At 75.0% G+C, this 25281-nt stretch carries 31 protein-coding genes; all 31 read left to right on the top strand.

Going from position 1 to position 25281, the window contains the following annotated elements; translation table 11 throughout:
- Nucleotides 1-98: 98 nt before the first annotated feature.
- Nucleotides 99-512 (top strand): hypothetical protein, encoded by a 414-nt coding sequence (locus tag J3P29_RS12760; protein WP_210493829.1) that lies wholly within the window; start codon nt 99-101, stop codon nt 510-512.
- Between the two features lie 3 nt (nt 513-515).
- On the top strand, nt 516-1850 hold the full coding sequence (fliD, locus tag J3P29_RS12755; protein WP_210493827.1) for a flagellar filament capping protein FliD: 1335 nt from the start codon (nt 516-518) through the stop codon (nt 1848-1850).
- A gap of 38 nt (nt 1851-1888) precedes the next feature.
- On the top strand, nt 1889-2257 hold the full coding sequence (gene fliS / locus J3P29_RS12750) for a flagellar export chaperone FliS (RefSeq protein ID WP_210493824.1): 369 nt from the start codon (nt 1889-1891) through the stop codon (nt 2255-2257).
- The gene (locus J3P29_RS12745; RefSeq protein WP_210493822.1) at nt 2254-2598 is read left to right on the top strand and encodes a hypothetical protein; all 345 of its coding nucleotides are present in this window, start codon (nt 2254-2256) and stop codon (nt 2596-2598) included. The genes fliS and J3P29_RS12745 overlap by 4 nt, the downstream gene beginning before the upstream one ends.
- 272 nt (nt 2599-2870) lie before the next feature.
- Nucleotides 2871-3224: a flagellar basal body protein gene (locus J3P29_RS12740; protein WP_210493821.1), complete on the top strand. Its 354-nt coding sequence runs from the start codon at nt 2871-2873 to the stop codon at nt 3222-3224.
- On the top strand, nt 3221-3667 hold the full coding sequence (gene flgC, locus J3P29_RS12735; protein WP_210493818.1) for a flagellar basal body rod protein FlgC: 447 nt from the start codon (nt 3221-3223) through the stop codon (nt 3665-3667). The genes J3P29_RS12740 and flgC overlap by 4 nt, the downstream gene beginning before the upstream one ends.
- Nucleotides 3664-3984 (top strand): flagellar hook-basal body complex protein FliE, encoded by a 321-nt coding sequence (gene fliE, locus J3P29_RS12730; protein ID WP_210493817.1) that lies wholly within the window; start codon nt 3664-3666, stop codon nt 3982-3984. The genes flgC and fliE overlap by 4 nt, the downstream gene beginning before the upstream one ends.
- Nucleotides 3985-3999: 15 nt before the next feature.
- Nucleotides 4000-5553: a flagellar basal-body MS-ring/collar protein FliF gene (fliF, locus tag J3P29_RS12725; protein ID WP_210493816.1), complete on the top strand. Its 1554-nt coding sequence runs from the start codon at nt 4000-4002 to the stop codon at nt 5551-5553.
- 2 nt (nt 5554-5555) lie between these two features.
- On the top strand, nt 5556-6647 hold the full coding sequence (gene fliG, locus J3P29_RS12720) for a flagellar motor switch protein FliG (protein WP_210493814.1): 1092 nt from the start codon (nt 5556-5558) through the stop codon (nt 6645-6647).
- Nucleotides 6647-7447, top strand: a complete 801-nt coding sequence (locus J3P29_RS12715) for a FliH/SctL family protein (protein ID WP_210493813.1) — start codon at nt 6647-6649, stop codon at nt 7445-7447. The genes fliG and J3P29_RS12715 overlap by 1 nt, the downstream gene beginning before the upstream one ends.
- 77 nt (nt 7448-7524) lie before the next feature.
- Nucleotides 7525-8841, top strand: coding sequence for a FliI/YscN family ATPase (locus J3P29_RS12710; protein WP_349239866.1), 1317 nt, complete (start codon nt 7525-7527; stop codon nt 8839-8841).
- An 89-nt stretch (nt 8842-8930) separates the two neighbouring features.
- Complete coding sequence (locus J3P29_RS12705) at nt 8931-10355, top strand: globin-coupled sensor protein (RefSeq protein WP_210493812.1); 1425 nt, start codon at nt 8931-8933, stop codon at nt 10353-10355.
- 7 nt (nt 10356-10362) lie between these two features.
- Nucleotides 10363-10815, top strand: a complete 453-nt coding sequence (gene fliJ, locus J3P29_RS12700; protein ID WP_210493810.1) for a flagellar export protein FliJ — start codon at nt 10363-10365, stop codon at nt 10813-10815.
- On the top strand, nt 10812-11462 hold the full coding sequence (locus J3P29_RS20800) for a lytic transglycosylase domain-containing protein (RefSeq protein WP_210493809.1): 651 nt from the start codon (nt 10812-10814) through the stop codon (nt 11460-11462). Before fliJ ends, J3P29_RS20800 begins: the two co-directional genes overlap by 4 nt.
- Nucleotides 11459-12859: a flagellar hook-length control protein FliK gene (locus J3P29_RS12690; RefSeq protein ID WP_210493808.1), complete on the top strand. Its 1401-nt coding sequence runs from the start codon at nt 11459-11461 to the stop codon at nt 12857-12859. Before J3P29_RS20800 ends, J3P29_RS12690 begins: the two co-directional genes overlap by 4 nt.
- Before the next feature lie 9 nt (nt 12860-12868).
- Nucleotides 12869-13357 carry a flagellar hook capping FlgD N-terminal domain-containing protein gene (locus J3P29_RS12685; protein WP_210493806.1) on the top strand — a complete coding sequence of 163 codons (489 nt, stop codon included), beginning with the start codon at nt 12869-12871 and terminating at the stop codon, nt 13355-13357.
- Nucleotides 13358-13367: 10 nt separating this feature from the next.
- Nucleotides 13368-14237, top strand: coding sequence for a flagellar hook-basal body complex protein (locus tag J3P29_RS12680; protein ID WP_210493805.1), 870 nt, complete (start codon nt 13368-13370; stop codon nt 14235-14237).
- Between the two features lie 88 nt (nt 14238-14325).
- On the top strand, nt 14326-14571 hold the full coding sequence (locus J3P29_RS12675; protein ID WP_210493804.1) for a flagellar FlbD family protein: 246 nt from the start codon (nt 14326-14328) through the stop codon (nt 14569-14571).
- A 167-nt stretch (nt 14572-14738) separates the two neighbouring features.
- Nucleotides 14739-15554: a flagellar motor protein gene (locus J3P29_RS12670; protein ID WP_210493803.1), complete on the top strand. Its 816-nt coding sequence runs from the start codon at nt 14739-14741 to the stop codon at nt 15552-15554.
- The gene (locus J3P29_RS12665) at nt 15551-16399 is read left to right on the top strand and encodes an OmpA family protein (RefSeq protein WP_210493801.1); all 849 of its coding nucleotides are present in this window, start codon (nt 15551-15553) and stop codon (nt 16397-16399) included. The genes J3P29_RS12670 and J3P29_RS12665 overlap by 4 nt, the downstream gene beginning before the upstream one ends.
- Before the next feature lie 4 nt (nt 16400-16403).
- Nucleotides 16404-16832, top strand: a complete 429-nt coding sequence (locus tag J3P29_RS12660; RefSeq protein ID WP_210493800.1) for a flagellar basal body-associated FliL family protein — start codon at nt 16404-16406, stop codon at nt 16830-16832.
- Between the two features lie 18 nt (nt 16833-16850).
- Nucleotides 16851-17231, top strand: coding sequence for a flagellar motor switch protein FliN (gene fliN / locus J3P29_RS12655; protein ID WP_246852102.1), 381 nt, complete (start codon nt 16851-16853; stop codon nt 17229-17231).
- A gap of 28 nt (nt 17232-17259) precedes the next feature.
- Nucleotides 17260-17760, top strand: a complete 501-nt coding sequence (locus J3P29_RS12650) for a chemotaxis protein CheW (protein ID WP_210493798.1) — start codon at nt 17260-17262, stop codon at nt 17758-17760.
- A 3-nt stretch (nt 17761-17763) separates the two neighbouring features.
- The gene (cheB, locus tag J3P29_RS12645; RefSeq protein WP_210493797.1) at nt 17764-18876 is read left to right on the top strand and encodes a chemotaxis-specific protein-glutamate methyltransferase CheB; all 1113 of its coding nucleotides are present in this window, start codon (nt 17764-17766) and stop codon (nt 18874-18876) included.
- The gene (locus tag J3P29_RS12640; protein WP_210493796.1) at nt 18873-19670 is read left to right on the top strand and encodes a protein-glutamate O-methyltransferase CheR; all 798 of its coding nucleotides are present in this window, start codon (nt 18873-18875) and stop codon (nt 19668-19670) included. Before cheB ends, J3P29_RS12640 begins: the two co-directional genes overlap by 4 nt.
- A complete protein-coding gene (locus J3P29_RS12635; RefSeq protein WP_210493795.1) occupies nt 19670-21805 on the top strand; it encodes a chemotaxis protein CheA in 2136 nt (711 codons plus the stop codon). The genes J3P29_RS12640 and J3P29_RS12635 overlap by 1 nt, the downstream gene beginning before the upstream one ends.
- Entirely contained in the window at nt 21802-22401 is a 600-nt protein-coding gene (locus J3P29_RS12630) for a chemotaxis protein CheC (protein ID WP_210493793.1), read from the top strand. The genes J3P29_RS12635 and J3P29_RS12630 overlap by 4 nt, the downstream gene beginning before the upstream one ends.
- A gap of 25 nt (nt 22402-22426) precedes the next feature.
- The gene (locus J3P29_RS12625) at nt 22427-22912 is read left to right on the top strand and encodes a hypothetical protein (RefSeq protein WP_210493792.1); all 486 of its coding nucleotides are present in this window, start codon (nt 22427-22429) and stop codon (nt 22910-22912) included.
- The gene (locus J3P29_RS12620; protein WP_210493791.1) at nt 22909-23880 is read left to right on the top strand and encodes a FliM/FliN family flagellar motor switch protein; all 972 of its coding nucleotides are present in this window, start codon (nt 22909-22911) and stop codon (nt 23878-23880) included. Before J3P29_RS12625 ends, J3P29_RS12620 begins: the two co-directional genes overlap by 4 nt.
- Nucleotides 23877-24755, top strand: a complete 879-nt coding sequence (locus J3P29_RS12615) for a FliM/FliN family flagellar motor switch protein (protein WP_210493789.1) — start codon at nt 23877-23879, stop codon at nt 24753-24755. The genes J3P29_RS12620 and J3P29_RS12615 overlap by 4 nt, the downstream gene beginning before the upstream one ends.
- Entirely contained in the window at nt 24755-25114 is a 360-nt protein-coding gene (locus J3P29_RS12610) for a response regulator (RefSeq protein WP_282600090.1), read from the top strand. The genes J3P29_RS12615 and J3P29_RS12610 overlap by 1 nt, the downstream gene beginning before the upstream one ends.
- The last annotated feature ends 167 nt before the right edge of the window (nt 25115-25281 follow it).

Genomic DNA, 25281 nt, shown 5'->3' with positions numbered 1-25281 from the left:
TCTCAAGGTTCTGCGCCAGCCGCCGATGAGAGGAGCAACGAGAGTCCGATCTCGGGCGCGCAGGAGCGCGACCGGGTTCAGTCAGGGGTTTCATCACGATGTCCAACAACTTCTCCCCGATCGACGCCGCGTCGCGCCTGCGCCTGCAGGCGGCCGACGCCCCCCGCGAGCGCCGCCCGGTGACCGATGACCAGGAGGTGGCCGCCGTGCCCCCGCGCGCGGACGTGCACTTCGACGGCCTGCCGGCGGAGCCGCCGGAGTCCGTCCTGGACGAGATCGACGCCCAGATGGATCGCCTGGACGCGCTGAAGGACGCCGGCCGCTCGCTGCGCTTCGACGTCCGCGACCCGCACCACGTGCGCGTCGAGGTGCTCGACGGCGCGGGCGAGGTCGTCCGTCGCGTGCCCCCGATGGAGGCGCTGCAGATGGCGACGGAGGACATCGTGTCCGCCACCTACGCCGACGAGCGCGCCGACGGCGCGCGACCCGCCGGCATCGACCGGAGGGCCTGAGCCATGGGCATCAGCCTGAGCGGGCTCGCCACGAGCCTGGACACGGACGCGCTCATCACGCAGCTGATGGCGACGGAGAAGCAGCCGCTGACCCGGATGAACCAGCAGCAGGCGGACCAGAAGTCCGCCAAGGCGACGATCCAGTCCGTCGTCGACAAGCTGAAGTCGCTGCAGACGGCGGCGAACGCCCTGCGCGACCCCACGCTGTTCGGCAACAAGCAGTCCGTGTCCGTCGGCGACGCCTCGGCCGCCACCGCGACCGTGCAGTCCGGCGCCGCCACCGGCGGCTACCAGCTGGTCGTCGACCGCCTGGCCCGCTCGGCCAGCGCGAGCTACGCGTACACGCCGCAGTCCACCGCCGGCACGATCACCGTCGCCGGGTCCGGCTGGTCGGACACGATCGCCACGAACCCCGACGAGATCATGAGCGACTTCGTCGCCCGGATCAACGGCAACGCCAGCCTGCACGTCGTGGCGTCCGTCACGACGGTGGCGGGCCAGGAGCGCATCGCCTTCGCCAGCCGGGCCACCGGCGCCACGAGCGGCTTCTCCGCGTCCGGCGCCGAGCTGTCGGACGAGCAGCTGAAGGCGGGCCAGGACGCCCGCGTGCTCGTCGACGGCCAGGAGCACCTGTCGCGCACGAACGTCTTCGACGACGCCATCCCCGGCGTGCGGCTGACCCTGCGCGGGGTCACGTCCACCCCGACGACCGTCAACGTCGGCGCGCCCGGCGCGGACGCCGACGGCGTGGCGAAGGCCGCCAAGACGTTCGTCGACGCCTACAACGCGGCGGTCGACCTGCTGCGGACGACGACGGCGGTCGTCGCCGGCAAGACGAACGCGCTCGGCGGCGACATCGGCCTGACCTCGATCCAGGACCGCCTGCGCCAGTCGCTCGTCGAGACGACGAACGGCGTCACCGGCCTGCCGCTCGAGAAGCTCGGCATCTCGACCGGCAAGACGTCCGGCACGAGCAAGACGAGCACCGACGCCCTCCAGGGCCGGCTGACGCTCGACGAGACCGTCCTGAAGGACGCCGTGACGAAGGACCCGGGCGCCGTCCGGACCACGCTCGCGCGGAGCGGAGGGGTGCTGAACGCGATCGCCGACAACGTCACGTCGTGGACGGCGGCGACGAGCGGCACGCTGACGCAGCGGATGTCGATCATCGACCAGTTCGTGTCGGACCTGAACGTCCGGATGGACCAGTTCAACGCCCGCATGGACGCCCGCCAGACCGCCCTGAAGGCGCAGTTCGCGCGCCTGGAGGCGACGATCTCGGGCTTCAACGACCAGAAGTCGTGGCTCACGGGCCAGCTGAGCGCGCTGAACAAGTAGCCCCTTCAGTCGCGCGCGCTCCGTCCGATCACCCTGACGTGTCCACCTACGCCGCCCCCAGCGCCTACCGCGACTCCGCGGTCCTGACGGCTTCCCCGACCGAGCTGGTCGTGATGCTGTACGACGGGATCGGGCGCTTCCTCCGCCAGGCCGTCGCCGCCCTCGAGGCGGACGACCTCGCCACCGCGTCGGCGCGCATGCAGCGCGCCGAGGCGATCATCACCGAGCTCAGCGTGACGCTCGACCACGAGCAGGGCGGCCAGATCGCCGGCCGGCTCGCCGAGATCTACGGCTTCTGGCGCCGGCACATCGACGCCGCGCGCGTCGAGCGCGACCCGCAGAAGCTGCTGCAGGTCGTGCGTCAGGCCGCCGAGATCCGCGGCGCGTTCGCCGCCATCGGCGGGTGAGCGCGGTGGAGCACGAGCCCGTCGCCGCCGGCGATCCGTACGACGCGATCGCCGAGCTCGCCGTCCAGCAGCTCGTGGCCGCCCAGACCGGCGACCTGGACCGCATGGAGCAGCTCATGGCCCGCTGGGCCGTCCTCGTCGCGACCCTGCCGGACACCGCGCCGCCCGGCGCCCGCGCGGCGCTCGAGCGCGCCGCCACCGCGCACGCGCAGACCAGCGTGCTGCTGACGCAGGCGCGCGACGGCGTCGGGGACGGGCTCGCCCGCTCCGGCACCGCCCGGCGCGTCGCCGTCGGATACCGCGCGACGGCCGCCGTCGCCGCCGTCAGCCGCCAGGCCTGACGCCGCCCGCGGGCCGCGCGCCCGCCCCTCTCGCACCGTCCCCGCCGCCCGGCGGGACGGTGACGCGCGGCCGCTGCGCCGCGCGTGCGCCGCCGCGCCCCCGTCCGTGCCCCGCCGCCCCCGCGGCGCGGTGCCGCGCGGGCGCGCCGCGCCGCCGGCCGCCCGGTCGGCCGCGCTCAAGTCCGCCGCCAGGCGGCCGATGACCCGAGCGTCCCACGGACGGGACGTCACCGCAGATCCACGGACGGATCGCGAACCGACGGACCCTGCCCGTGAGCCTGATCGACCCCACCCAGAGCGCGCTCAACAGCGCCATCCAGGGCGCTGCCCAGCGCCACCAGCTGCTGGCGGACAACCTCGCCAACGTCAACACGCCGGGCTACCAGCGCAAGGACGTGGACTTCCACGGCCAGCTGCGCCAGGCGATGGAGACGGGACGCCCCGCGCCGGTGGCCTTCGCGGCCACCACCCAGCCGGGCGTCGTGTCCGCCGACGGCAACGGGATCGACATGGACCGCGAGTCGGCGGAGCTGTCGAAGAACGCCCTGGAGCAGCAGGCGCTCGTCAGCGTCGCCCGGGCCCGCATCGAGACCCTCGTCACCGCCATCACCGGGAGCGGCGCATGAGCATCCTGAACGCCCTCGACGTCAGCGCCTCGGGGCTCACCGCCTCGCGCGTGCAGCTCGACGTCACCTCCGAGAACCTCGCCAACGCGCAGACGACGCGCACGGCGGCGGGCGGCCCCTACCAGCGCAAGACCGTCGTCCTGCAGTCCGCCGACGGCGGCCAGGGCTTCGGCACCACCCTCGCCTCCGCGATGGGCGGATCGGCCGGCGCCGCCCGCGGCGTCCAGGTCGCGGCGATCACGCCGCACCCGGCGCCCCCGCGGATGGTCTACGACCCCGGCCATCCCGACGCCAACGCCGACGGCTACGTCGCGATGCCGGCGATCGACTCCGTCACCGAGATGGTCGACCTCATCGCCGCCTCCCGCGGCTACGAGGCGAACGTCACCGCGATGCAGAGCGCGAAGCAGATGTTCACCCGCACCCTCGACCTCCTCCGATGATCCTCCCCATCGACCCCAGCATGGTGCTCGGCTCCGAGGCGATCATGCCCGGCGTCGCGCCCGTCACGCCGCCGCAGCCGCCGACCGGGACGTCCGCCGCCGGCTTCGGCGACGCGCTCTCCGGGGCCCTCAAGAGCCTCGAGACCACCCAGACCGACGCCGCGAAGGCCAGCGCCTCGCTCGCCGCCGGCACCGCCGACAACGCCGAGGCGGTCGTCATGGCCGTCGAGAAGGCGAAGCTCTCGATGCAGATGGCCGCGAGCCTGCGGACCAAGGGCGTCGAGGCGCTGAACGACGTCCTGCACACGCAGGTCTAGTCGGAGGATCACCGCGTGCCGCTCCCCAAGATCCTCTCCAAGCTCTCCGTCCGGGGCCGCATCGGCCTGGCCGGCGCCGTCCTCGGCGTCGTCGTCGTCCTCTTCGTGATGTTCAAGCTCGCGTCGAGCCCCGGCTACACCACCATCGTCACCGGCCTGGACCCCGCCCAGACCGGCAAGATGACGACCGCGCTCGACGAGAAGGGCGTCGCCTACGAGCTGCAGAACAACGGCACCGCGCTCGCCGTCGAGAAGCGCGACGTCGCGAACGCCCGCATCGCCCTCGCCGAGCAGGGCGGCGTCGCCGGCGGCACCGTCCAGCCCGGCTTCGAGCTCTTCGACAACCAGAAGATGGGCTCGTCGCAGATGCAGCAGCAGGTCACGTACCAGCGCGCGATGGAGGGCGAGCTGGCCAAGACGATCGGCCAGATCCAGGGCGTGTCCGGCGCCTCGGTGCAGCTCGTGCTGCCCGACGACACCGACGCGCTGCTCTCGGAGAACGCCCCCGAGGCGACGGCCGCCGTGCTGCTGTCGGGCGCCGAGGACCCCGAGCCCGCGGCCGTGCAGGGCATCGCCCGCCTGGTCGCGTCGAGCGTCAAGTCGCTCAAGCCGTCCAAGGTGACGATCACCGACGGCGCCGGTCGCCTGCTGTGGCCGACCGCGGGCGCCGACGGCGCCGCCGGCGGCACGGGCACCGGCGGCGCCGCGCTGGCCAAGCAGGCCGCGGCGCAGAAGTACCAGACGTCGCTCGAGGGCAGCCTCAGCTCCGTGCTGGCGCAGACGCTCGGCCCGAACATGGCACGCGTCCGCGTCAACGCCGACATCGACGCCGACCAGGCGACGCAGGAGCAGCTGCAGTACGGCCGCAAGCGCGTCGCGCTGAAGACGAAGACCGACAACGAGCGGATGCGCGGCACCGGCGCGACGAACGGCGGCACCGCCGGCACCGCCGGCAACGTGCCCGGCTACGCCGCGACCGCCGGCGGGGGCGGCAACTCGAACTACCAGCACGAGTCCGGCGAGAGCGAGTTCGGCAACGACAAGACCGTGACGAAGCGGACGATCGCCGCCGGCGCCGTCAACCGCCAGAGCGTCTCCGTGCTCGTCTCGAACGCGGTCCCGGCGGCGCAGCTGCCGGCGATCCGCCAGGCGATCGCCGCCGCCGCCGGCATCAACACGCAGCGCGGCGACCAGCTCAACGTCTCGCGCATCGCGTTCGCCCAGGCGCCCGCCGCGCCGAAGGCCTCGCCGCTGTCGGGCAACGTCCTCGACTACGCCAAGTGGGCCGCGGTCGCGCTCGCCACGATCATCTTCCTGGTCCTCGTGGCGCGCCACCTGCGCCGCCGCGAGCGCGAGGCGCTGGCCTCGCCGACCTGGCTGAACGAGATCGAGGCGCCGCTGCCGCTGCGCGAGTTCGTGCCCGAGCCCGCCCCGGTCCCGGTGCGCGTCGCCCCGGCCGTCCTGGACGTCGCCGAGCCGCCGCCGGCGCGCAAGGCGATCCAGGAGCTCGCCGAGCGCGATCCCGGCCGCGTGGCCAACCAGGTCCGTCACTGGCTCTCGGAGGACTGACCATGGCCGTCGTGACCAACGCCCAGGCCCAGGCCTTCGGCGACCCCTTCGAGACGGTGGACGGCCTGCCCGTCCCCACGGCCCCGCCGCCGGAGCCGCTCAACCTGCCCGGCCGCCGCAAGGCCGCCATCCTGCTCGTCTCGCTCGGCGCGGACCGGGCGGCGGAGATCTTCCGCCACCTGCGCGACGAGGAGATCGAGGCGCTGTCCCTCGAGATGGCGAAGCTCGGCCAGGTCAAGGCCGAGCACATCGACGGCGTCTTCGAGGAGGCCGCGGCGCTCGCCGTCGCGATGCAGCACTTCGCCGAGGGCGGCGTCGACTTCGCCCGCGAGGTGCTCGAGCGCGCGATGGGCTCCGAGCGCGCCGACGAGATCATCGGCCGGCTCAACTCCGTCATCGAGAAGCGCCCGTTCGAGTTCCTGCGCCGCACCCCGCCGGAGCAGGTCATCGCGTTCCTGCGCGCCGAGTCGCCGCAGACGCGCGCCCTCGTCATCGCCAACCTGCACACCCGCCTGGCCGCCCAGGTGCTGGTCGAGCTCGAGTCGGACGAGCAGGCGGACATCGCCTGGCGCGTCGCGACGATGAGCGAGACGAGCCCCGAGGTCGTCAAGCGGATCGAGGCGGTCGTCCGCGGCAAGCTGGCGAACGTCATCTCGGCCGACTACCAGGCCGCCGGTGGCGTCCAGTCGCTCGCCGACATCCTCAACCACACCGACCGGCCGACGGAGCGCAACGTGCTCGACGCGCTCGCCGACGCGGATCCCGACATCGCCGAGGAGGTGCGGCGCCTGCTGTTCGTCTTCGAGGACGTCGCCGCCCTCGACGACCGCTCGATCCAGCTCGTCCTGCGCGACGTGGAGCAGCGCGACCTGGCGCTCGCCCTGCGCGGCGTCGACGACGCGGTGCGCGAGAAGATCCTGGGCAACCTGTCCCAGCGCGGCGCCCAGATGCTGCGCGAGGAGATGGAGTTCATGCCGCCGCAGCTCAAGCGCGTGGTGGAGGAGGCCCAGGGCCGCATCGTCGCGGTCGTGCGCCGCCTGGAGGAGTCCGGGCAGCTCGTGCTCAGCCGCGGCGGCGGGGACGACGTGGTCTGATGAACGCCCCGCTCGCCACCGACCTGGCGTCCGCGTTCGAGGAGGCCGCGTACGTGCCGGCCGCCTCGTCGCTCGCGCCGCTGCAGCTGGCGCCGGAGCCGCGACCCGTCGCGCCCGTCGCCGAGCCCCTGGAGCCCGCCGCCGCGGCGGTCCCGCCGGCCGCGTCGGCCGCGCCGGACCGCGACGACGCCCGGCCCCGCCCCGCCGAGTTCGCGTTCCCCGTGCTGGAGCGCCCCGCGGCGCCGCCGACCGTCCGCGAGCTGGCCGACGAGCTGGCCGCGGCGCGCGACGAGGCCGAGCGCATCCGCGAGGAGGCGCGCGCCGAGGGCTTCGCCGCCGGGCAGGCCCAGGGCCGCGCCGAGGCGCTCGAGCAGCTGGCGCCCGCCGCCGCGACGCTCGCCGACGCGCTCGGCGGCGCCCGCCGCGACGCGCTGCGCGCCGCCGACGCGCTCGAGCGCGAGGCCGTCGAGCTGGCGATCCTGCTGGCCGAGAAGGTCGTCGCGGCGACCGTGCTGCACGAGCCCGAGCGCGTGCTCGACGTCGTCCGCGGCGCCCTCCGCGGCGTCGTCGACCGTGGTCGCGTCAGCGTCCACGTGCACCCCGACGACGTCGCCCTCGTGCGCGGCGCGATGGGGGAGTTGCTCGACGAGCTCGGCGGGGTCGAGCGCTGCGACGTCGTCGCCGAGCGCCGCGTGACCCGCGGCGGCGCGATCGTCCGCACGACCGACGGCGAGCTCGACGTCCGCCTGGAGGCGAAGCTCGAGCGCGCCGCCCAGCTGCTGCGGGAGTCCGAGGCGTGAGCCTGCTCGACCGCCTGGGGGCCGACGACGCCCAGCTCGCCGACGAGCCCGACGGCCGCCTGGGCCGCCTGGGCCAGGTGCTGCGCGACTCCGACCTGGGGCAGCGCAACGGCCGCGTCGTCGACGTCATCGGACTCGTCATCGAGGCCACCGGCCTGCGGGCCGAGGTCGGCGAGCTGTGCCACGTCCACACGGGGCGGGCCCGCCCGTCCGTGCCCGCGGAGGTCGTCGGCTTCCGCTCGGGACGCACGCTGCTCATGCCGCTCGGCGAGCTGGCCGGCGTCGGCCCCGGCACCACCGTCTCCGCGACCGGCCGCCCGTTCCGCGTGGCCGTCGGCGACGGGCTGCTCGGCCGCGTCGTGGACGGGCTCGGCGCCCCGATGGACGGCATGCCCGCCGCCGACGGCGCGATGCGGGCCACGGTCGCCGCGCCGCCCGACCCGCTGACCCGCCCGCGCATCGAGGAGCGCGTCGGCCTGGGCGTCCGCGCCCTCGACGCCCTCGTGCCGTGCGGCCGCGGCCAGCGCCTGGGCATCTTCGCCGGCTCGGGCGTCGGCAAGTCGTCCCTGCTCGGGATGATCGCCCGCTCGACGACCGCCGACGTCAACGTCATCGCCCTCGTCGGCGAGCGCGGCCGCGAGGTGCGCGAGTTCGTCGAGCGCGACCTGGGGTCGGCCCTGGGCCGCTCCGTCGTCGTCTGCGCCACGTCGGACCAGCCGGCCCTCGTCCGCCTGCGCGCCGCCTACACCGCCACCGCGATCGCGGAGCACTTCCGCGACCAGGGCCAGAACGTCGTGCTGATGATGGACTCCGTCACCCGCTTCGCGATGGCGCAGCGCGAGGTCGGGCTGGCCATCGGCGAGCCGCCGGCCACCCGCGGCTACACGCCGAGCGTCTTCGCGCTCCTGCCGCGCCTGCTCGAGCGCTCCGGCACGTCGCCGAAGGGCTCGATCACGGGCCTGTACACGGTGCTCGTGGACGGCGACGACATGAACGAGCCGATCGCCGACGCGGTGCGGTCGATCCTCGACGGCCACGTGGTGCTCTCGCGCGAGCTGGCGCACCGCAACCACTACCCGGCGATCGACGTGCTGCAGAGCGTGTCGCGCCTGGTCGGCGAGATCACGGGCCCCGACGACCGGGCGGCCGCCGCTGCGGTCCGGGGGCTCATGGCCGACCACCGCGAGCGCGAGGACCTGATCGCCATCGGCGCGTACCAGCAGGGCACCGACCCGCGCACGGACGCCGCGATCGCCATGCGCGACGAGATCGAGCGGTTCCTGCGCCAGGCGCCCGACGACCGCTCGACGATCGCCGACGCCGACGCGGCGCTGCACGCGATCGCCGCCCGCGCGGCCGCGCTGACCGCGGCCGGCGCGCCTCAAGCCGCCTGATCCGCGGTCGATCACCCGGGCACCCGCGGGGCCAGACGGCGTACGCCGTCCGCGCCGGCGGGCTGCTCCCTGAGACCGAAGGATCCGCAGTGCTCCGCAAGACCCCGCCGCCGACCGTCGCCCCGACCGAGATCGCGCCGATCGACCCCGACACGACCGGCGCCGCCGTCCGCGTCGCCGATCCCCGGTGGGCCGAGATGCTGCGGTTCGCGCTCCTCAACGAGGGCGACCTGCGGCTGCTGGCCGACGCCGACGACATCGTCGACGAGCTCGGCGACGTCGTCGTCCGGTCGTTCTACGACCACATCCTGCAGTTCCCGCAGATGCGGGGGATCATCGAGAGCAACAGCTCGGTCGAGCGCCTGGGCCGCACGCTGAAGGCCTACTTCGGCACGCTCTTCACCGGCCGCTACGACGAGGCGCGACTCGAGAGCGTGCTGCGGATCGGCGTCGTCCACGACCGCATCGACCTGCCGATCATGGCGTTCATCACGGCGTTCCTGCGGATCGACCGCGTCGTGATCCCCTTCCTCGTCCGCCGCCTGCACGACGACCCCGAGCGGCTCACCCGCACGCTCCTGGCGTACCGCAAGCTCGCGACGGCCGACGTCGCGACCGTGACCCAGGCGTTCATGGACTCGCGGGACCGCACGATGGAGCTCGTGGCGTCGCTGCAGCAGCAGTCCGACGCGCTCGCGGAGCAGCAGCACGAGATCACCGGCGTGTCCGAGACGCTCGCGGCCGCCGCGCAGCAGCAGCACGCGTCCGCCGTCGAGCTGTCCGAGACGTCGTCGTCGATCGCCGCGCAGGCCGACGGCGCCAACGCCCTGATGGGCGACGGCGTCCGCCTGGCGGCGGAGGGCCGCGAGCTGATGGAGGGCACCGGCGCGGCCGTCGGACGGATGCGCACGTCGGTCGACGCGACCACCGAGCAGCTCGGCCACCTCGCCGAGCAGTCCGCGGAGATCACCGCGATCGTCGAGGACGTCCGCCAGATCGCGGACCAGACGAACCTGCTCGCCCTGAACGCCGCGATCGAGGCGGCGCGGGCGGGGGAGGACGGCCGCGGCTTCGCGGTCGTCGCCGAGGAGGTCCGCAAGCTCGCCGAGCGCACCCGCGAGTCGCTGACCCACATCAACGACCTCAACACGAACTCGCTCGCCGCGATCGACGCGGTCCGCACCGCCGTGGGCGCGACGACCGACGGGATGGAGGAGGTCGAGCGCCGCACCGGCGCGGCGCTCGAGGGCTTCGGGTCGCTCGACGGCGCGGTCGGCCGCACCGCCGACGCGCTCGGGCAGATCGTCGACGGCGTCCAGCTCGTCTCGCACTCGTCGTCCGACCTGACGGGCGTGTCCGAGGCGATGGCGCGCAGCGCCGAGCAGCTCGGCGGGATGGCCGAGGCGCTCGGCGGCGCGCTCGACGACTCGCGCGAGGCGCTCGCCGGGTGCACCCGCAGCGACGACCGTACGTCCGTCCAGGGCGCCTCGACGGCCACGGCCGCGCGCCGATGACCCGGCCGTGAGCTCCGCGTTCCGCTTCCGCCTCGAGCCCGTGCGCGCCGTCTCGGAGCGCAAGGAGGAGGACGCCCAGTCGGCGCTCGCCGCCGCGCTCCGCACGGAGCGCGCGGCCCGCGAGCGGCTCGACGCCGCCGCCGGCGACGTCGGCGCCGCGCTGCGCGACGCCGCCGACCGCCGCGCCACGACCGCGCTGACCGGGCAGGACCTGCTCGGCCAGGAGGCCTGGATCATGCGCACCACCGCGCGCCGCGCCGAGCTCCTGCTGGACCTGGACCGCCAGGTCACCGAGACCGGCGCGCGGCGGGCGCTGCTCGCCGACGTCTCGCGCGAGCGGCAGGTCCTCGAGCGGCTGCGCGACCGGCAGCAGGCGGCGCACCGCGCCGCCCAGGAGCGGATCGCCCAGGACCAGCTCGACGAGATCGCCCTGGGCCTGCACCGCCGGAGGGCGTCGTGAGCGTCGCCGCCATCGCCGCCCGCGTGGCGGAGATCCAGTCGCTCGTCCAGCGCGCCACGACGCCGCCCGACGGCGCGTTCCGCTCGGTCCTGCAGTCCGCGCAGGCGAGCCCCGTGGTCCCCGCCGGCCTGACCGGCGACGGTACCCCGGCCCCCGCGGACGCCACGGCGCTGCCCGCGACCGGGGCCGCAGGCGCCACCGGCGCCACCGGCGCAGCCGGCGACGTGCCGGCCGGCGTGCCGTCGAGCGGCGGCGACGGGGGGCAGTACGCCCCGCTGATCCGCGCGGCCGCCGCGCGCCACGGGCTCGACCCGCAGATCTTCACCAACCTCGTGCGCCAGGAGTCCGGGTTCGATCCGAACGCCGGGTCGTCCGCCGGCGCGCGCGGCCTGTGCCAGCTCATGCCCGGCACCGCCGCGACCCTCGGCGTGCGCGACCTGACGGACCCCGCGCAGTCGCTCGAGGGCGGCGCGAAGTACCTGCGCCAGCAGCTCGACCGCTTCGGCGGCGACTACCGGAAGGCGCTCGCCGCCTACAACGCCGGCCCGGGCGCGGTCCAGCGCTACGGCGGCGTGCCCCCCTACCCCGAGACCCAGCACTACGTGGCCACGATCCTCGGTCCCCAGAACGGCGCGGTGCGCGCATGAGCGGCGTCGGCGCCGTCGACGCCCGGCCGGCCCCCGCGGCCGCCCGGCGCGCGGCCGACCGGCCCGATCCGGCCGGCGGCTTCTCCGACCTGCTCGACGGCGCCCTCGGCGCCGCGGACGCGGCCGCGCCCCAGGCGCCGGCGCGGCCCCGGCCCGGGACGACCGGCCCCGCCGCGGGGCGCGCCGACGACGCCGCGACCGGCGGGGACGCCGACGCGGCCGCCGACGACGCGTCGGCCGCGGCCGACGCGGCCACGCCCGTCGCGGCGGCGCCCGTCGCCGTGCCCGTGACGGCCACCGTCGTGCCCGCCACCACGGTGCCGACCGGCGCCGCGCTGCTCGAGCCGCCCGCCGACGCCGCGGCGACCGGCATCCCGGCCGCGGCCGCCGCGGTCGCCACGCCGGCGCCCGCCGTCGGGGCGGGGGAGACCCCCGTGCCGACGACCGGCTCGCCGTCCGCGGCCCTCGCCGATCCGGCCGCCGTCGTGCCCCCCGCCGCCCCGCCGACCGTCGCCGACGCCGCCCCGGCGCCCGGCCCCGCGTCCGCCGCCCCGGACCAGGACGGCGCGACGCCGGCCGCCCCGGCCGACGCGGCCGTGGCCCAGGCCGGCCCGTCCGTCGCCGACGGCGCGTCCGCCGGCGAGCCCGGCACCGGCGGCCGGCCGGACGGCGACCGTCGCCCCACGGGCGAGGGCGCCGCCGCGCCGACCGCGGCCTCGGGCCCGGCGTCGGACGCCCTCCGCGCCGCCGGCACGCCGCTCGCGGCCTCGGCGCCGGCGCCGAGCACCGGCACGCCGGCCCCGACCGCGGAGCGCGAGCGCCCCGCGGCGACCGCGCCGGCCGCCCAGGCGCCGGCGCCGCCGGTCGCCGCTCCGGCGCCGACCGCCCCGCCCGTGGCCGCCGCGCCCGTGGCGCCCGCGACCCCCGCGGCGCCGACCGCGCCGACCACGCACGCCGAGGGCCTGGCCCGGACGGCGTCCACCACGGCCGTCGCGCTCGAGGTGCTCGCGCGCCGCGGCACCACGCACGCGCGCCTGACGCTGCGGCCCGAGTCGCTCGGCGGCATCGAGATCCACCTGCGCCACACGGCGCTGGGCATCGACGCCCGCCTGACCGCCGAGGGCGCCGACGCGGCCCGCGCGCTGCAGCAGGCCGGCGACGACCTGCGCCGCCAGCTGGAGGACCAGGGCGTCACGCTCCTGCGCCTGCAGATCGACGACGCCACCACCGGGGGCCGCGACCGCCGCGACCCCGCGGGCGAGCGCTCCGGCGACGCCCCCGACGGCCAGGGCCGCCGCGGCGCGTCCACGGCCACCACCGACCTTCCCGACGACCCCACCGACCGCCGCACGACGCTCGCGCTCCCGCACGGGGCGCTGGTGGACGTGCTCGCCTGACGAGGACCGATGACCACGATCCCCACCCAAGGCGTCGGCGCCTCCGCCGCCACGTCGCCCACCAGCCCGAGCTCGCCCGCGTCCAGCGCCAGCGAGAAGGCGGGTCTGAGCAAGGACGCGTTCCTCAAGCTCATGACGACGCAGCTGCGTCACCAGGACCCGCTCAAGCCGGTCGACGACACGGCGTTCCTCGCGCAGATGGCGCAGTTCACCACGCTCGAGCAGATCACCAACCTCGGCGACATCTCGACGATGCAGCTCAACGCGCAGGCGTCCTCTCAGGCGCTCGCGCTGTCGGGCCGCACCGTCACGTACCAGGACCGCGACGGCGGCAGCCACACCGGCGTCGTCACGAGCGTCACGTTCGAGAAGGGCGTGCCGACGCTCACGATCGGCGGCGCCACCGGCATCGCGCCCAGCTCGGTGATCTCCGTGTCGGAGACGCCCTCCAGCCCGTCCACCCCCTCCGCCGGCTCGTCGGCGGCCACCCCCAACTAGGAGCCCGCCCATGATCCGCGGCATGTACAGCTCGATCAGCGGCCTGAAGGCCCACCAGACGCTGCTCGACGTCACGGCCAACAACCTGGCGAACGTCAACACCGTCGGCTACAAGGCCGCCCGGGCGACGTTCTCCGACAACCTCTCGCAGTCGATCCGCGGCGCGTCCGGCGCCACGCAGGACACCGCCGGCACCAACGGCCTGCAGGTCGGCCTGGGCGTGAAGGTCGCGTCCGTCGACAACCTCATGTCCGGCTCGTCGACGCAGATGACCGGCAACCCGCTCGACCTGGCGCTGCAGGGCGAGGGCTTCTTCACCGTCTCGAAGGGCACGCCGGGTCAGCCGCTGCCGGCCGCCGAGTCCTTCCAGTACACCCGCGCCGGCGCGATGACCACCACCGCCGACGGCTACCTGACCACGCGCGAGGGCCTGTACGTCCTGGCGTACCCGCCGGCGGCCGCCGGCGGCCCGAACGTCGGCGCCGGCCCCGGCATGCTCAAGCTGCCGAACAAGGCGTCCGACATCGCCGTCGGCGCCGACGGCGCCGTGTCCTACGTCGACCACTCCGGCGGCGCGGCCGACGGCACGCGCGTCGTCGGTGGCTACCTCGCCATCAGCCGCTTCCCCAACCAGGCCGGCCTGAACCGCGACGGCGGCACGCTGTGGTCCGCGACCGCGAACTCCGGCGCCGTCACGACCGGTCCGGCCGCCGCCGACGGCAACGCCGGCGTCATGTCCGGCGCGCTCGAGATGAGCAACGTCGACCTGGCCAGCGAGTTCACGACGATGATCTCGGCGCAGCGCGGCTTCCAGGCCAACTCCCGCGTGATCACCGCGTCGGATGAGATGCTGCAGGACGTCGTCAACATGAAGCGCTGACGCTCCACACTCATCGTGCGGTGCGCGGGCCCCGCCGGCCGATCCGGTCGCGGGGCCCGCGTCGTACCCACCCATCCCGCGAGGCACCGTGATCCTCCTGCACCGCCTGGGCCGCGAGCCGCAGCCCTTCCACCTGAACCCCGACCTGATCCAGTCCGTCGAGGCGAACCCCGACACGATCGTCACCCTGACGTCCGGCGCGCACATCGCCGTGGTCGAGAGCCCCACGCAGATCCGCGACGCGATCGCGAAGTGGCGCAGCGGGCTCCTGGTCGACGCCTTCCGGCAGATCGGCCTGGACCCCAACGTCCTGCCGTTCAGCCGGCCCCGCTAGCGGCCCACGGCGCCGCGGCCGCCCACGGCCGCCACGGCGGCCCACGGTCGCGGACGGCCCCGCCCCGGCGGCTCGACGCGGCCGGTGCGGCCGCGCCCCCGAACGCCGTTCGTCCACCTTCCCGGGATTGTTGAAGATCTCGCGCCCACGGCCGATGACCGGGGGCGATGAAGGCAGCGACAGGCATCGGCATCGGACTGGCCCTCCTCGGCATCCTCGGCGGCGCGCTCATCGAGGGCACCCCGCTCGGGACCCTCATGAACATCCCGGCGATCCTGATCGTGTTCGTCGGCACCGCCGGCGTCACCCTGGCGGCCGTCGGGATGGACGTCTTCAAACGGTTCCCCGCCCTCGTCAAGAAGGCGATCTCGGGCGAGGCGCCCGACCTGGGCGCCCGCGCCACCGAGCTCGTCGGCTACGCCGAGCAGGCGCGCAAGGACGGCCTCCTCTCCCTGGAGGGCCCCGCCAAGGACATCGCCGACCCGTTCTCCCGCAAGGCGGTCCAGCTCGTCGTCGACGGCACCGAGGCCGCCGCGCTCCGCGCGGTCCTGGAGTCCGAGATCGACGCGATGCACGCCCGCCACGCCCAGGGCGTCGGCATGTTCGAGAAGGCCGGCGGGTTCGCCCCGACCATCGGCATCATCGGCGCCGTCCTCGGCCTGATGCACGCGCTCGGCTACCTCAGCGAGCCGGAGAAGCTCGGCGAGGCGATCGCGTCCGCGTTCGTCGCCACCGTCTTCGGCGTCGGCGTCGCCAACATCTTCTTCCTGCCGGTCGGCAACCGCCTCGAGGGCATGTCGAAGCAGGAGATCGAGCTGCGCGAGATGACGATGGAGGGCGCCCTGGCCATCCAGGCCGGCGAGAACCCCCGCATCATCTCCGAGCGCCTCGAGACGTACATCGCCCCCTCCGTCCGGCCCTCGGCCGGCGGCGGCGAGGGCGGGGCCGCCGCGACCGGCGACGCGCAGCGTCAGGCCGCATGAGCGGCGGAGGCCGCCGTGGCGGCGCGCCGAAGGCCGAGAACCACGAGCGGTGGCTGCTCACGTACGCCGACATGCTCACGCTGCTCGTGGCGCTCTTCATCTGCATGTTCGCCGTCGCGTCCGTCGACGAGGAGAAGTTCGAGCAGCTCTCCATCGGCCTGCAGCAGGCGTTCACCGGCAAGGTGCTCACCGGCGGCGGATCGATCCGCAAGGACGGCGGCGGCGGGGGAGACACGAAGACCCCGCTGGCGGCCGCCGCGGCGATCGCCCCGGTGACCCCCGAGGCCATCAAGGACGACGAGCTGCCCTCCCAGGCCCGCGCCGCCGCCGCGGCCCGGCGCGAGGAGGACGAGCTGCAGACGCTGAAGCGCCGCCTCGACGACCGCCTGCGCGAGAAGGGCCTGGGCCGCCGCGTCGAGACGTCCGTCGAGCGCCGCGGGCTCGTGGTCCGCGTCATCACCGACGACATCCTCTTCAGCTCGGGCGAGTCCGTGCTGCAGCCGAAGGGCCGCGCCCTGATCGGCGTCGTGGGACAGGTCCTGCGCCTGGACACGAAGCACCCGATCACCGTCGACGGCCACACCGACACCGTGCCGATCAGCACGGGGCGCTACCCGGACAACTGGGAGCTCTCCGCCGCCCGCGCGACGAGCGTCGTGCGCGTGCTGGCCGGGGAGTCCATCCCCGGCAACCGGCTGTCCGCCACCGGCTACGGCTCCGAGGAGCCGCGCCGCAGCAACGCGACGGCCTGGGGACGCAGCCGCAACCGGCGCGTCGAGATCGCCCTGACCCGGCTGCAGAACGCAGCCCCGTCGATCGTCCCGTCCACGACTCCCACCCCCTGACCCAATGAACAAGAAGCTCATCATCGTCGTCGTCGCGCTGCTCGCCGTGGCCGGCCTCGGCTACAAGTTCGTGCTCGCGAAGCCGGCGGACGCGGAGAAGCCCAAGGTCGACGGCGTCGTGTACGTGCTGCCGAAGGAGTTCCTCGTGAACCTGGCGGACGGGAGGTACGCGAAGTTCATGGCGGCGCTGGTCCTCGAGGAGGAGCCGCACGCCGCTGACGGCCACGCCAGCCCGCCCGAGGGCTACGGCACGATGGCCGAGGAGGCCGTCGTCCGCGACGTCATCACCGACGTCGTCAGCTCCGTCAAGGGCGACGTGCTCGCGAACGCCGAGTCGCGCGAGACCGTCAAGAAGGCGGTCAAGAAGGCGCTCACGAAGAAGACGGACCTGCACGTCCACGACGTGCTGTTCCCCGACGTCACCGTCCAGTAGGAGCACCCCGTGGAGACCATGGACTGGGCCGCCGACGAGGAGCTGGCCCCGCGGGCCGGCGCCCCCGGCGCCGCCGACGACCTCTCGCGGCTGCACGACGTCCCCGTCGAGCTGACCGTCGAGATCGGCCGCACCGTCATGACGCTCGGCCAGGCGTTGCGCCTGGGCCCGGGCTCCATCGTCGAGCTCCGCCGCCTGGCCGGCGAGCCCGTCGACCTGCTCGCCGGGGGCAAGCAGATCGCCCGCGGCGAGGTCGTCGTGGTCGACGAGGAGTTCGCGCTGCGCGTGACGGAGATGGTCGTGGAGGGCGCTCCCGCCGCGTCTGCGGACGGCGTCCACGCGGCCGCTGGACAGGTTGCCGCGGCGCCTCAAGGGGCGTCCGAGGCGGCCGATGACTGAATCGACCAACCCACCTGAGGCAGAGACGATGAGCATCGCAACAGATCCCCAGCAGCTCGTGGCCTTCACGTTCGGGGCCGAGGAGTACGCCCTCCCGATCGAGCAGGTCCAGGAGATCATCCGGTACACCGAGCCGCGCTCCGTGGCCGCGAGCCAGGCGGCCGTCCGCGGCGTCATCGCCCTCCGTGGCGCGATCGTCCCGGTCCACGACGTCGGCCAGCGCCTCGGCCTGCCGCCGAGCAAGGACGAGCCCACGAAGATCATCATGATCGACGCGGGCGAGGGCCCGGTCGGCATCGTCGTCGACGACGTCACCGAGGTCCTGACCGTCGACATCTCGAAGGTCGACCGCCCGCGCGCCGCCTCGCCGGCCGTCGCCGGCGTCGTCCGCGTCGGCCAGCGCCTCGTCGTCCTGCTGGACGCCGTCGCCCTGCTGCGCGACGACACGCAGATCGACCTCGACGCCGCCGCCGAGGCCGCCGCCTCGTCGCAGGTCGTCGAAGCCGAGACCGCCGCCGTCCTGGCCTAGCCCGTGCCGCCCGTCCCGTCCATCCGCGTCGGCCTCGCCGACGACTCCGGCCTGATGCGCGCCCTCGTGGGGCGCGCGCTCGAGAGCGCCGGGTTCGAGGTCGTCGGTCGCGCCCGCGACGGCGTAGAGGCCCTGGAGCTCGTCCGCGACGAGCGTCCCGACGTCCTCGCGCTCGACCTGACCATGCCGAAGATGGGGGGCCTCGAGGTCCTCCGCCGGATGGCGCAGGGCGAGGCCCCCGCGATCCCGGTCGTCGTCGTCTCCGCGTTCTCGCCCGCCGAGGGCGCGACCGCCGTCGACGCCCTGACCGCCGGCGCGTTCGACCTCGTCGCCAAGCCCGAGGCCGGTGGCCTGCGCTCCTTCACCCGCGAGCTCGCGGAGAAGGTCGCGGCCGCCGCCGAGAGCCGCCGCGGCGGCCCGGCCGCGCGGGCCCGCCGCCCGCTCGGCGCGCCGACCGGGTCGACCCCGACCCCGGCCCCGACCCCGGCCGCGAGCGGCGTCCGCGCCGCGCGCCGCGCCGTCACGGCCTCCGGCCGCGATCGCGTCGTCGTCATCGCCTCCTCCACCGGCGGCCCGAAGGCCCTGGCCACGCTCATCCCCGAGCTGCCCGCCACCCTCGGCGCCGGCACCCTCCTGGTGCAGCACATGCCGCCGGGCTTCACCCGCTCGCTCGCCGAGCGCCTGGACCGCACGTCGCGGATCTCGGTGCGCGAGGCGGAGGACGGCGACGAGCTCGACCCCGGGACGATCCTCGTCGCGCCGGGCGGCTTCCACCTGCGGGTGGACGACGGCGGCACGCTGCACAACACCCTGGAGCCGCCCGTCGGCGGCCTCCGCCCGCGCGCGGACCACACGATCGCGGACATCGCCAAGCGCTTCCGCGACCGGGTGCTGCTCGTCGTGCTGACCGGCATGGGCCGGGACGGCCACGACGGCGCCCAGCTCGTGCGCAAGCACGGCGGCACGATCCTGGTCGAGTCCGCCGACACCGCGACGGTCTACGGCATGCCGCGCGCCGTCGCGGAGGCCGGCCTGGCCGACGCCGTCCTGCCCCTGCCGGAGCTCGCCGCCGCGGTGGCCGAGCACGCCGGCTCGCCCGTGAGGAGCCTCCGATGACCCCCGAGACCGCGGTCCGCGACGACTACCTCGAGCTCTGCAAGGGCGTCCGCACGCTCAGCGGGATCGACCTGTCGCGCTACAAGCGCGTCCAGATGGAGCGCCGGATCCGCACGCACGCGCGGCGGATCGGCGTGACCGACCTGAACGAGTACCTGCGCGTCCTGCGCAAGGACCCGGCCGAGCTCGACTCGTTCCTCGACCGCGTGACGATCAACGTGTCGTCGCTCTGGCGCTCGCCCGAGCAGTGGAAGCTGATGGCCGAGGAGCTCGTGCCCGAGCTGGCCAAGACCGGCCGCATCCGCATCTGGAGCGCCGGCTGCTCGATCGGCGCCGAGGCGTACACCGCCGCGGCCGTGTGCCGCGACGCGGCGCCCGCCGGCACCACCGTCACCGTGCTGGGCACGGACGTCGACCGGCGCGTCGTGAAGACGGCCGCGATCGGCGAGTTCCCCGAGTCCGCCGCGACCGCGGCCCCGAAGGCCGCGCTGCAGAAGCACTTCGACCGCATGCCGGACGGCGGCTGGAAGGCGAACGCCAAGCTCAAGCAGGGCGTCCGCTTCGAGACCGGCGACCTGCTCGAGGACCGGGTCCGCCCGGCCCAGTTCGACCTGGTGATCTGCCGCAACACGGTGATCTACTTCACCGCGCCGGACCGCGACATGCTGCACGCGAAGCTCGCCTCGGCCGTGCGGCCCGGCGGCTTCCTGATGATCGGCCCGACCGAGCGCGTGGCCTCGCCCGCCGACGCCGGCGTCGAGAACTTCCGTCCCTTCGTCTTCCGGAGGCCCTGATGGACGTCGGGGACTACCTGCCGATGTTCCTGGCGGAGGCGCGAGAGCACCTCCAGGAGCTGAACCTGGCCATCGTCGAGCTCGAGCGCGGCGAGGGCGGATCGGAGACCCTCGAGGGGATCTTCCGCGCCGCCCACTCCCTCAAGGGGATGAGCGCCGCGATGGGCTACGACGGCATCGCGGGCCTGACGCACGCGATGGAGGACGTCATGCAGCCGCTGCGCGGCTCGAGCGGCGTCGTCCACCCGAAGCTCGTCGACGCGCTGCTCGCCGGCCTGGACGCCATCGACGGCGCGATCGAGCGCATCGAGGCGGGGGAGGACGAGGCGCTCGATCCCGAGCCCGTCGTCGCCCTGCTGCGCGCCGCGCCGACCGAGGCCGACGGCGAGGCGTCCGCGCCCGCCGCCGACGCCGCGCCCGCCGAGGCGCCCGAGGCGACCCCCGAGGCGACGGACGACGTCGTCCTCGAGGCGCCGCCGATGCTGCCCGACGCCGTGGCCGCGGCCGCGGCCGGCCGGCCGGTCGTGCACGTGCTCGTCCGCCTGGACGAGGGCGTCACGATGCCCGCCGTCCGCGCCTACATGGTGCTGGCCGCCTGCGCCGAGCACGGCGAGGTGCTGGGCTCGGCCCCGGCCGGCGACGCCGTCGACGGGTTCGACGGGCACGAGGTCGAGGCGTGGCTCGTGGGCGACGCCGACAGCGACCTGGCCCGCATCGAGCAGGCGCTCGGCCGCGTCGGCGACGTCGCCGGCGCGACCGCCACGGTCCTGGGCGCCGACGCCCCGGCCCCGGCCCCGGCCGCCGCGCCGGAGCCCGCCGCCGCGCCCGCCCCGAGCGTCGCCGACGCGGCCCCCGCCGCGCCGGCCGCGCCGGCCCCGGCCGCCAAGGCCGCCGCGAAGGCGCCGGCCAAGCCGGCGGCCGCCAAGGCGGACCACCCCCGCAAGGCCGCGAGCGTGCGCGTCGACGCCGACCGCCTGGACTCCCTCATGCACCGCATGGGCGAGCTCGTGGTGCACCGCACCCGCGTGGAGGCCCTCGCGCAGAAGGTCGACCACCCGGAGCTGCGCGCCGCGCTGCAGGACCTGCAGCGGTCCTCGCACGCCCTGCAGACGATGGTCATGCAGGTGCGCATGGTGCCGGTCGAGGCCGTGCTCGTGCGCTTCCCGCGCCTGGTCCGCGACCTGGGGTCGAAGCTCGGCAAGAAGGCGGAGCTGCACCTCGTCGGCCAGGACACCGAGCTGGACCGCACGCTCGTGGACGCCCTCGGCGATCCGCTCGTGCACCTGGTCCGCAACGCCCTCGACCACGGCCTGGAGTCGCCCGAGGAGCGCCTCGCGGCCGGCAAGTCCGAGGTCGGCACGGTGACGATCGCGGCCCGCCAGACCGGCGGCCAGATCCTCATCGAGGTCCAGGACGACGGCCGCGGCGTCGACCCGAAGAAGGTCGCCCGCATCGCGGTCGAGCGCGGCATCCTCGACGCCCAGGCGGCGTCGGAGCTGTCCGACGAGGCCGCGATCGAGCTGCTCTTCGCCCCGGGCTTCTCCACCGCCAAGACCGCGACCGACGTGTCGGGCCGCGGGGTCGGGATGGACGCCGTCCGCGCCGCCGTCGGCGAGCTCGGCGGCGACGTCACCGTCCGCTCCGTCCTGGGTCAGGGCACGACGCACCGGCTGCGGCTGCCCCTCACCCTGGCCATCACGGCCGCCCTCCTCGTGGAGGTCGCCGACGAGCCCTTCGCCGTGCCGCTGGACCGCGTGGAGCGGATCGTGCGGCTCGAGCAGGACATGGTGGCGTCGGTCGCCGGCAGCCAGGTGCTGCTCATGGCGGACGACTCGCTGCCGCTCATCAACGGGCCTCGCGCCCTCAAGACGCGACCGACGGACGAGGCGCCCTACGCGCTGGTGCTCCGCGGCCGCGACGGCTCCGTCGCGATCAGCGTGACGGGCCTGCTGGGTCAGCACGAGCTCGTGACCCGACCGATGCCGGCGGCAGCCGCGCGCGACACGCCGGTCGCCGGCGGCGCGGTGCTCGCCGACGGTCAGATCGCGCTCATCGTCGACGTCGACGCCCTGAGCTCCGAGCCGCCCCGGCACGACCTGCCGCAAACCACCGTCGCTTCAGGGAGCACCCGATGACGATCCCGATGTACAACGACCTGCAGCGCGACGCACTGGCGGAGCTCGCCAACGTCGGCTGCGGGCAGGCCAGCACCGCGCTGTCCCAGATGATCGGCCGCCGCGTGGACCTCTCGGTCCCCACGGTCCAGGCCTACGACCTCGCGGACGCGGTCGACGCGATCGGCCCCGGCGAGGAGACGGTCACCGCCGTGATCGTGCCGGTCGTCGGCAACTTCGCCGCCGCCGTGCTGCTCGTCTTCTCGTCGGGCGACGTCAACCGCCTGTGCACGATGCTCGGCGTCGACCCGACCGACCAGTTCATGGCCGAGTCCATGATCGGCGAGATCGGCAACATCCTCGGCACCTCGTACCTGAACGCCATCGTGGCGCTCTCGGGGTCCGAGGGCGAGCCCGCGCCGCCCGTGACGGTCACCGACATGCGCGCCGCGCTCGTGTCGACGGCCCTCGCCGACAGCCCCGCCGCGTACGACGCCGCGATCATCGTCGACTCCAACCTGGAGGTCGCCGACGAGCGCTGCGAGGTCTCGTTCGTGCTGCTGGCCGGCGCCGCGGACATCGACGAGCTGCTGCAGCGCATCGGTCTGGGTCGCTGAGATGGGCGCGGAGATCATGGTCCGGATGGGCGAGCTCGCCACCGTGCGCGAGGCCGGGGTGCTGTGCACCATCGGGCTCGGCAGCTGCGTGGGCGTCGCGCTCGTCGACCGGTCCACCAGCATCGCCGCGCTGGCCCACGTCGTCCTTCCCGAGTCGGAGGGGCGGGTGGATCCGGGCGGCAAGTTCGCCGACACGGCGGTCCCGAAGCTCCTCGAGGACATCCTGCGGCTCGGCGCCCGGCGCACGCGCCTGGAGGCCATCCTCGTCGGCGGCGCGCGCATGTTCCCCACCCGCACCGCGGGCCCGCACGCCGAGATCGGCGAGCGCAACCAGCAGGGCGTCCGCGACGCGCTGCGCCTGCAGCGGATCCCCGTCGTCGCCCACGCCCTGGGCGGCACGCAGGGTCGCACCGTCCGCGTCGACGCCGACGGCCGCGTCCGCGTGCGCACCGCCGGCACGCCCGAGTCCGTCCTGTACGACGCCGCTCCGGCCCGGAGGGTTGCCGCGTGAGCGGCACGCTCGCCCAGGACGCCGTCGCCGCGCTGGTGGCGGCTGCGCGCACCGGCGCGCTGCCCGAGAACGACGGCCCGAACGGGGACGGTCGGCGCACGCGCCGCGTCCGCCGCGTGGACTTCACGCGGCCGACGAAGTTCGGCAGCGACGTCGAGCGGCGCATGACCCGTGCGATGGACGCGTTCACGCGGGCCGCGGCGACGCGCCTGTCGGCCGAGCTGCGGATCCCCGTCGAGCTCGAGGTCATCGACATCGACCAGCTCGCGTGGTCGGGGGCCCACGGCGGCCTGCCGCGCGACGCGATGGGCGCGACGATCTACACGGGCGAGCGGCGCATCCTGCTCGCGGTGGAGCAGCCGTTCGTGCTCGCCGCGCTCGAGTTCCTGCTCGGCGGCGGCGACCGTCAGACGGCCGCCAACCGCCGCCTGGGCGACATCGACTGGGCGCTCTCGCGGCTGCTCATCGAGCTGCTGCTCTCGCAGCTGACCCCGGTGTGGGAGGACCTGACGGGCCTCGACATGCGCCTGGACCAGCTCGACAGCACGGCGGAGACCTCGCACCTGGCGTCCGTGTCGGAGCCGACGCTCGCCATCACCATCGAGACGCGCATGCAGCAGCGGAGCACCACGATGGTGCTGCTGGTGCCGCACGTCTCCGTGGCGCACGTCATCGACCGGATGGCCGGCGGCGAGCGCGACGGCGCGCTGGAGGAGGGCTCCCGCGAGGAGACCGACGCCGCCGTGCGCACCGTCGAGGTCGACGTCCGCGCCGAGGTGGCCCGCGTGCGCGTGCCGCTCGCGTCGGTGCGCGACCTGCGCCCCGGCGACGTCCTGCGCCTGAACGCCCCCGTCGAGGCCGGCATCACGGTCTGCGCCGACGACATGCCCGTCTTCCGCGGCCGCCCGGGGCGCCTGCAGGCGCGCCGCGCCGTGCAGGTGACCGGCAACGTGGAGGTGGGGGCATGAGCGCCGTCGAGCGCGGGCTCCGCGAGCTCGGCGCCGTCGCGGCCGAGGCCGCGGCCGACGCCCTGCGCGTGTTCGTCCCCGACGGCATCGTCGTCGGCGAGATCCGCGCGCTCGAGCCCGACACGCACCCGCTCGCGGGCGTCGCGTTCCCGGCCGTCGCCACCGACGTCGGGTACGTCGACGGCGTGACCGGCGGCAACGTCTTCGTCATGCCCGGGTCGGCCGCGCGCCGGCTGGCCCAGGCGATGATGGGGATGCCCGACGCCGACGACACGCCGGACGATCCGCTCGACGAGATGGAGCAGTCCGCCGTCGGCGAGGCGATGAACCAGATGATGGCGGCGGCCGCCGCGGCGACGAGCGCCGCGCTGGAGACCGACGTCGACATCTCGCCCCCGCGCACGAAGCACCTGGCGACGCCGGGTGACGCGGACGGGCTGTACGAACCTTCCCCGCACGCCACGACGATCGCGATCTCGGTGCTGGGCCAGCCTTGCCGGCTGGTGCAGCTCGTGCCGAACGCGATGGTCGTGCGCATGACCCGCGCCCTCGAGGAGCGGGGTTCTGAGATCACGAGCCGCGGGTCCGCGGACGACCAGGAGGCCGCCGTCGAGCTGACGGTGCACGACCTGCTGGACGTCGACGTGGACGTGTGGGTGGAGCTCGGTCGCACCCGGATGCCGGCGGGCCAGCTCGTGGCCACGCCGTCGGGCGGCGTCCTCGCCCTCGACCGGATGGCCGAGGACCCGGTGGACCTCTACGTGGGAGGGCTGCGCTTCGGCACGGCTCGCCTGGTGGTGGTCGACGGCAGTGAATGGGCGGTCCGAATCGAGACCGTGAACGGCATTGAAGACACGAGAGAGAAGGAATCCTGATGGCTAATGTGCTCGTCGTCGACGACGCGGCCTTCATGCGGAAGATGCTGAGCGACGTGCTCACCAAGGCGGGCCACGAGGTCCGCGGTGAGGCGGCGAACGGCGCTGACGCGGTCAAGCAGTACCAGGAGCTCCGCCCGGAGCTCGTCACCCTGGACATCACCATGCCCGAGATGGACGGCCTGGAGGCGCTGCGCGAGATCATCGCGCTCGACCCCTCCGCCCGGGTCATCATGTGCTCGGCGCTGGGCCAGGAGTCGCGCGTCCTGGAGTCCGTCAAGCTGGGGGCCCGCGACTTCGTCGTCAAGCCCTTCACCCCCGACAGCGTGCTCACCGCCGTGGAGAAGGCGTTGGCGTAAGTGGTCGCGAGGCCCGCGGCCGTTCGGCCCGGCGCCCCGCGCCCCCGCGGAGGGGACGTGAGACGCACACGAACACACCACGCGATGTCCCGGCGGCGCGCAGGGGTCCGGCCGGACCCCTGCCCGCCGGCCGCCTGGACGCCGCTCGGCCGGCGCACGCCTCGGCG

The sequence above is a fragment of the Patulibacter sp. SYSU D01012 genome (assembly GCF_017916475.1).
Classification (GTDB): domain Bacteria; phylum Actinomycetota; class Thermoleophilia; order Solirubrobacterales; family Solirubrobacteraceae; genus Patulibacter.
This window is presented reverse-complemented; position numbering and strand designations above follow the sequence as displayed.

Excerpts from the sequence above, each read along its gene's own strand:
- fliD (WP_210493827.1), top strand. The coding sequence starts at position 516 with ATGGGCATCAGCCTGAGCGGGCTCGCCACGAGCCTGGACACGGACGCG.
- J3P29_RS12715 (WP_210493813.1), top strand. The coding sequence starts at position 6,647 with ATGAACGCCCCGCTCGCCACCGACCTGGCGTCCGCGTTCGAGGAGGCC.
- J3P29_RS12665 (WP_210493801.1), top strand. The coding sequence starts at position 15,551 with ATGAGCGGCGGAGGCCGCCGTGGCGGCGCGCCGAAGGCCGAGAACCAC.
- J3P29_RS12615 (WP_210493789.1), top strand. The coding sequence starts at position 23,877 with ATGAGCGCCGTCGAGCGCGGGCTCCGCGAGCTCGGCGCCGTCGCGGCC.
- J3P29_RS12650 (WP_210493798.1), top strand. The coding sequence starts at position 17,260 with ATGAGCATCGCAACAGATCCCCAGCAGCTCGTGGCCTTCACGTTCGGG.
- J3P29_RS12635 (WP_210493795.1), top strand. The coding sequence starts at position 19,670 with ATGGACGTCGGGGACTACCTGCCGATGTTCCTGGCGGAGGCGCGAGAG.
- J3P29_RS12660 (WP_210493800.1), top strand. The coding sequence starts at position 16,404 with ATGAACAAGAAGCTCATCATCGTCGTCGTCGCGCTGCTCGCCGTGGCC.
- J3P29_RS12690 (WP_210493808.1), top strand. The coding sequence starts at position 11,459 with ATGAGCGGCGTCGGCGCCGTCGACGCCCGGCCGGCCCCCGCGGCCGCC.
- J3P29_RS12640 (WP_210493796.1), top strand. The coding sequence starts at position 18,873 with ATGACCCCCGAGACCGCGGTCCGCGACGACTACCTCGAGCTCTGCAAG.
- J3P29_RS12685 (WP_210493806.1), top strand. The coding sequence starts at position 12,869 with ATGACCACGATCCCCACCCAAGGCGTCGGCGCCTCCGCCGCCACGTCG.
- fliN (WP_246852102.1), top strand. The coding sequence starts at position 16,851 with ATGGACTGGGCCGCCGACGAGGAGCTGGCCCCGCGGGCCGGCGCCCCC.
- fliE (WP_210493817.1), top strand. The coding sequence starts at position 3,664 with ATGATCCTCCCCATCGACCCCAGCATGGTGCTCGGCTCCGAGGCGATC.
- J3P29_RS12625 (WP_210493792.1), top strand. The coding sequence starts at position 22,427 with ATGGGCGAGCTCGCCACCGTGCGCGAGGCCGGGGTGCTGTGCACCATC.
- J3P29_RS12610 (WP_282600090.1), top strand. The coding sequence starts at position 24,755 with ATGGCTAATGTGCTCGTCGTCGACGACGCGGCCTTCATGCGGAAGATG.
- J3P29_RS12760 (WP_210493829.1), top strand. The coding sequence starts at position 99 with ATGTCCAACAACTTCTCCCCGATCGACGCCGCGTCGCGCCTGCGCCTG.
- J3P29_RS12630 (WP_210493793.1), top strand. The coding sequence starts at position 21,802 with ATGACGATCCCGATGTACAACGACCTGCAGCGCGACGCACTGGCGGAG.
- J3P29_RS12670 (WP_210493803.1), top strand. The coding sequence starts at position 14,739 with ATGAAGGCAGCGACAGGCATCGGCATCGGACTGGCCCTCCTCGGCATC.
- J3P29_RS12680 (WP_210493805.1), top strand. The coding sequence starts at position 13,368 with ATGATCCGCGGCATGTACAGCTCGATCAGCGGCCTGAAGGCCCACCAG.
- fliG (WP_210493814.1), top strand. The coding sequence starts at position 5,556 with ATGGCCGTCGTGACCAACGCCCAGGCCCAGGCCTTCGGCGACCCCTTC.
- flgC (WP_210493818.1), top strand. The coding sequence starts at position 3,221 with ATGAGCATCCTGAACGCCCTCGACGTCAGCGCCTCGGGGCTCACCGCC.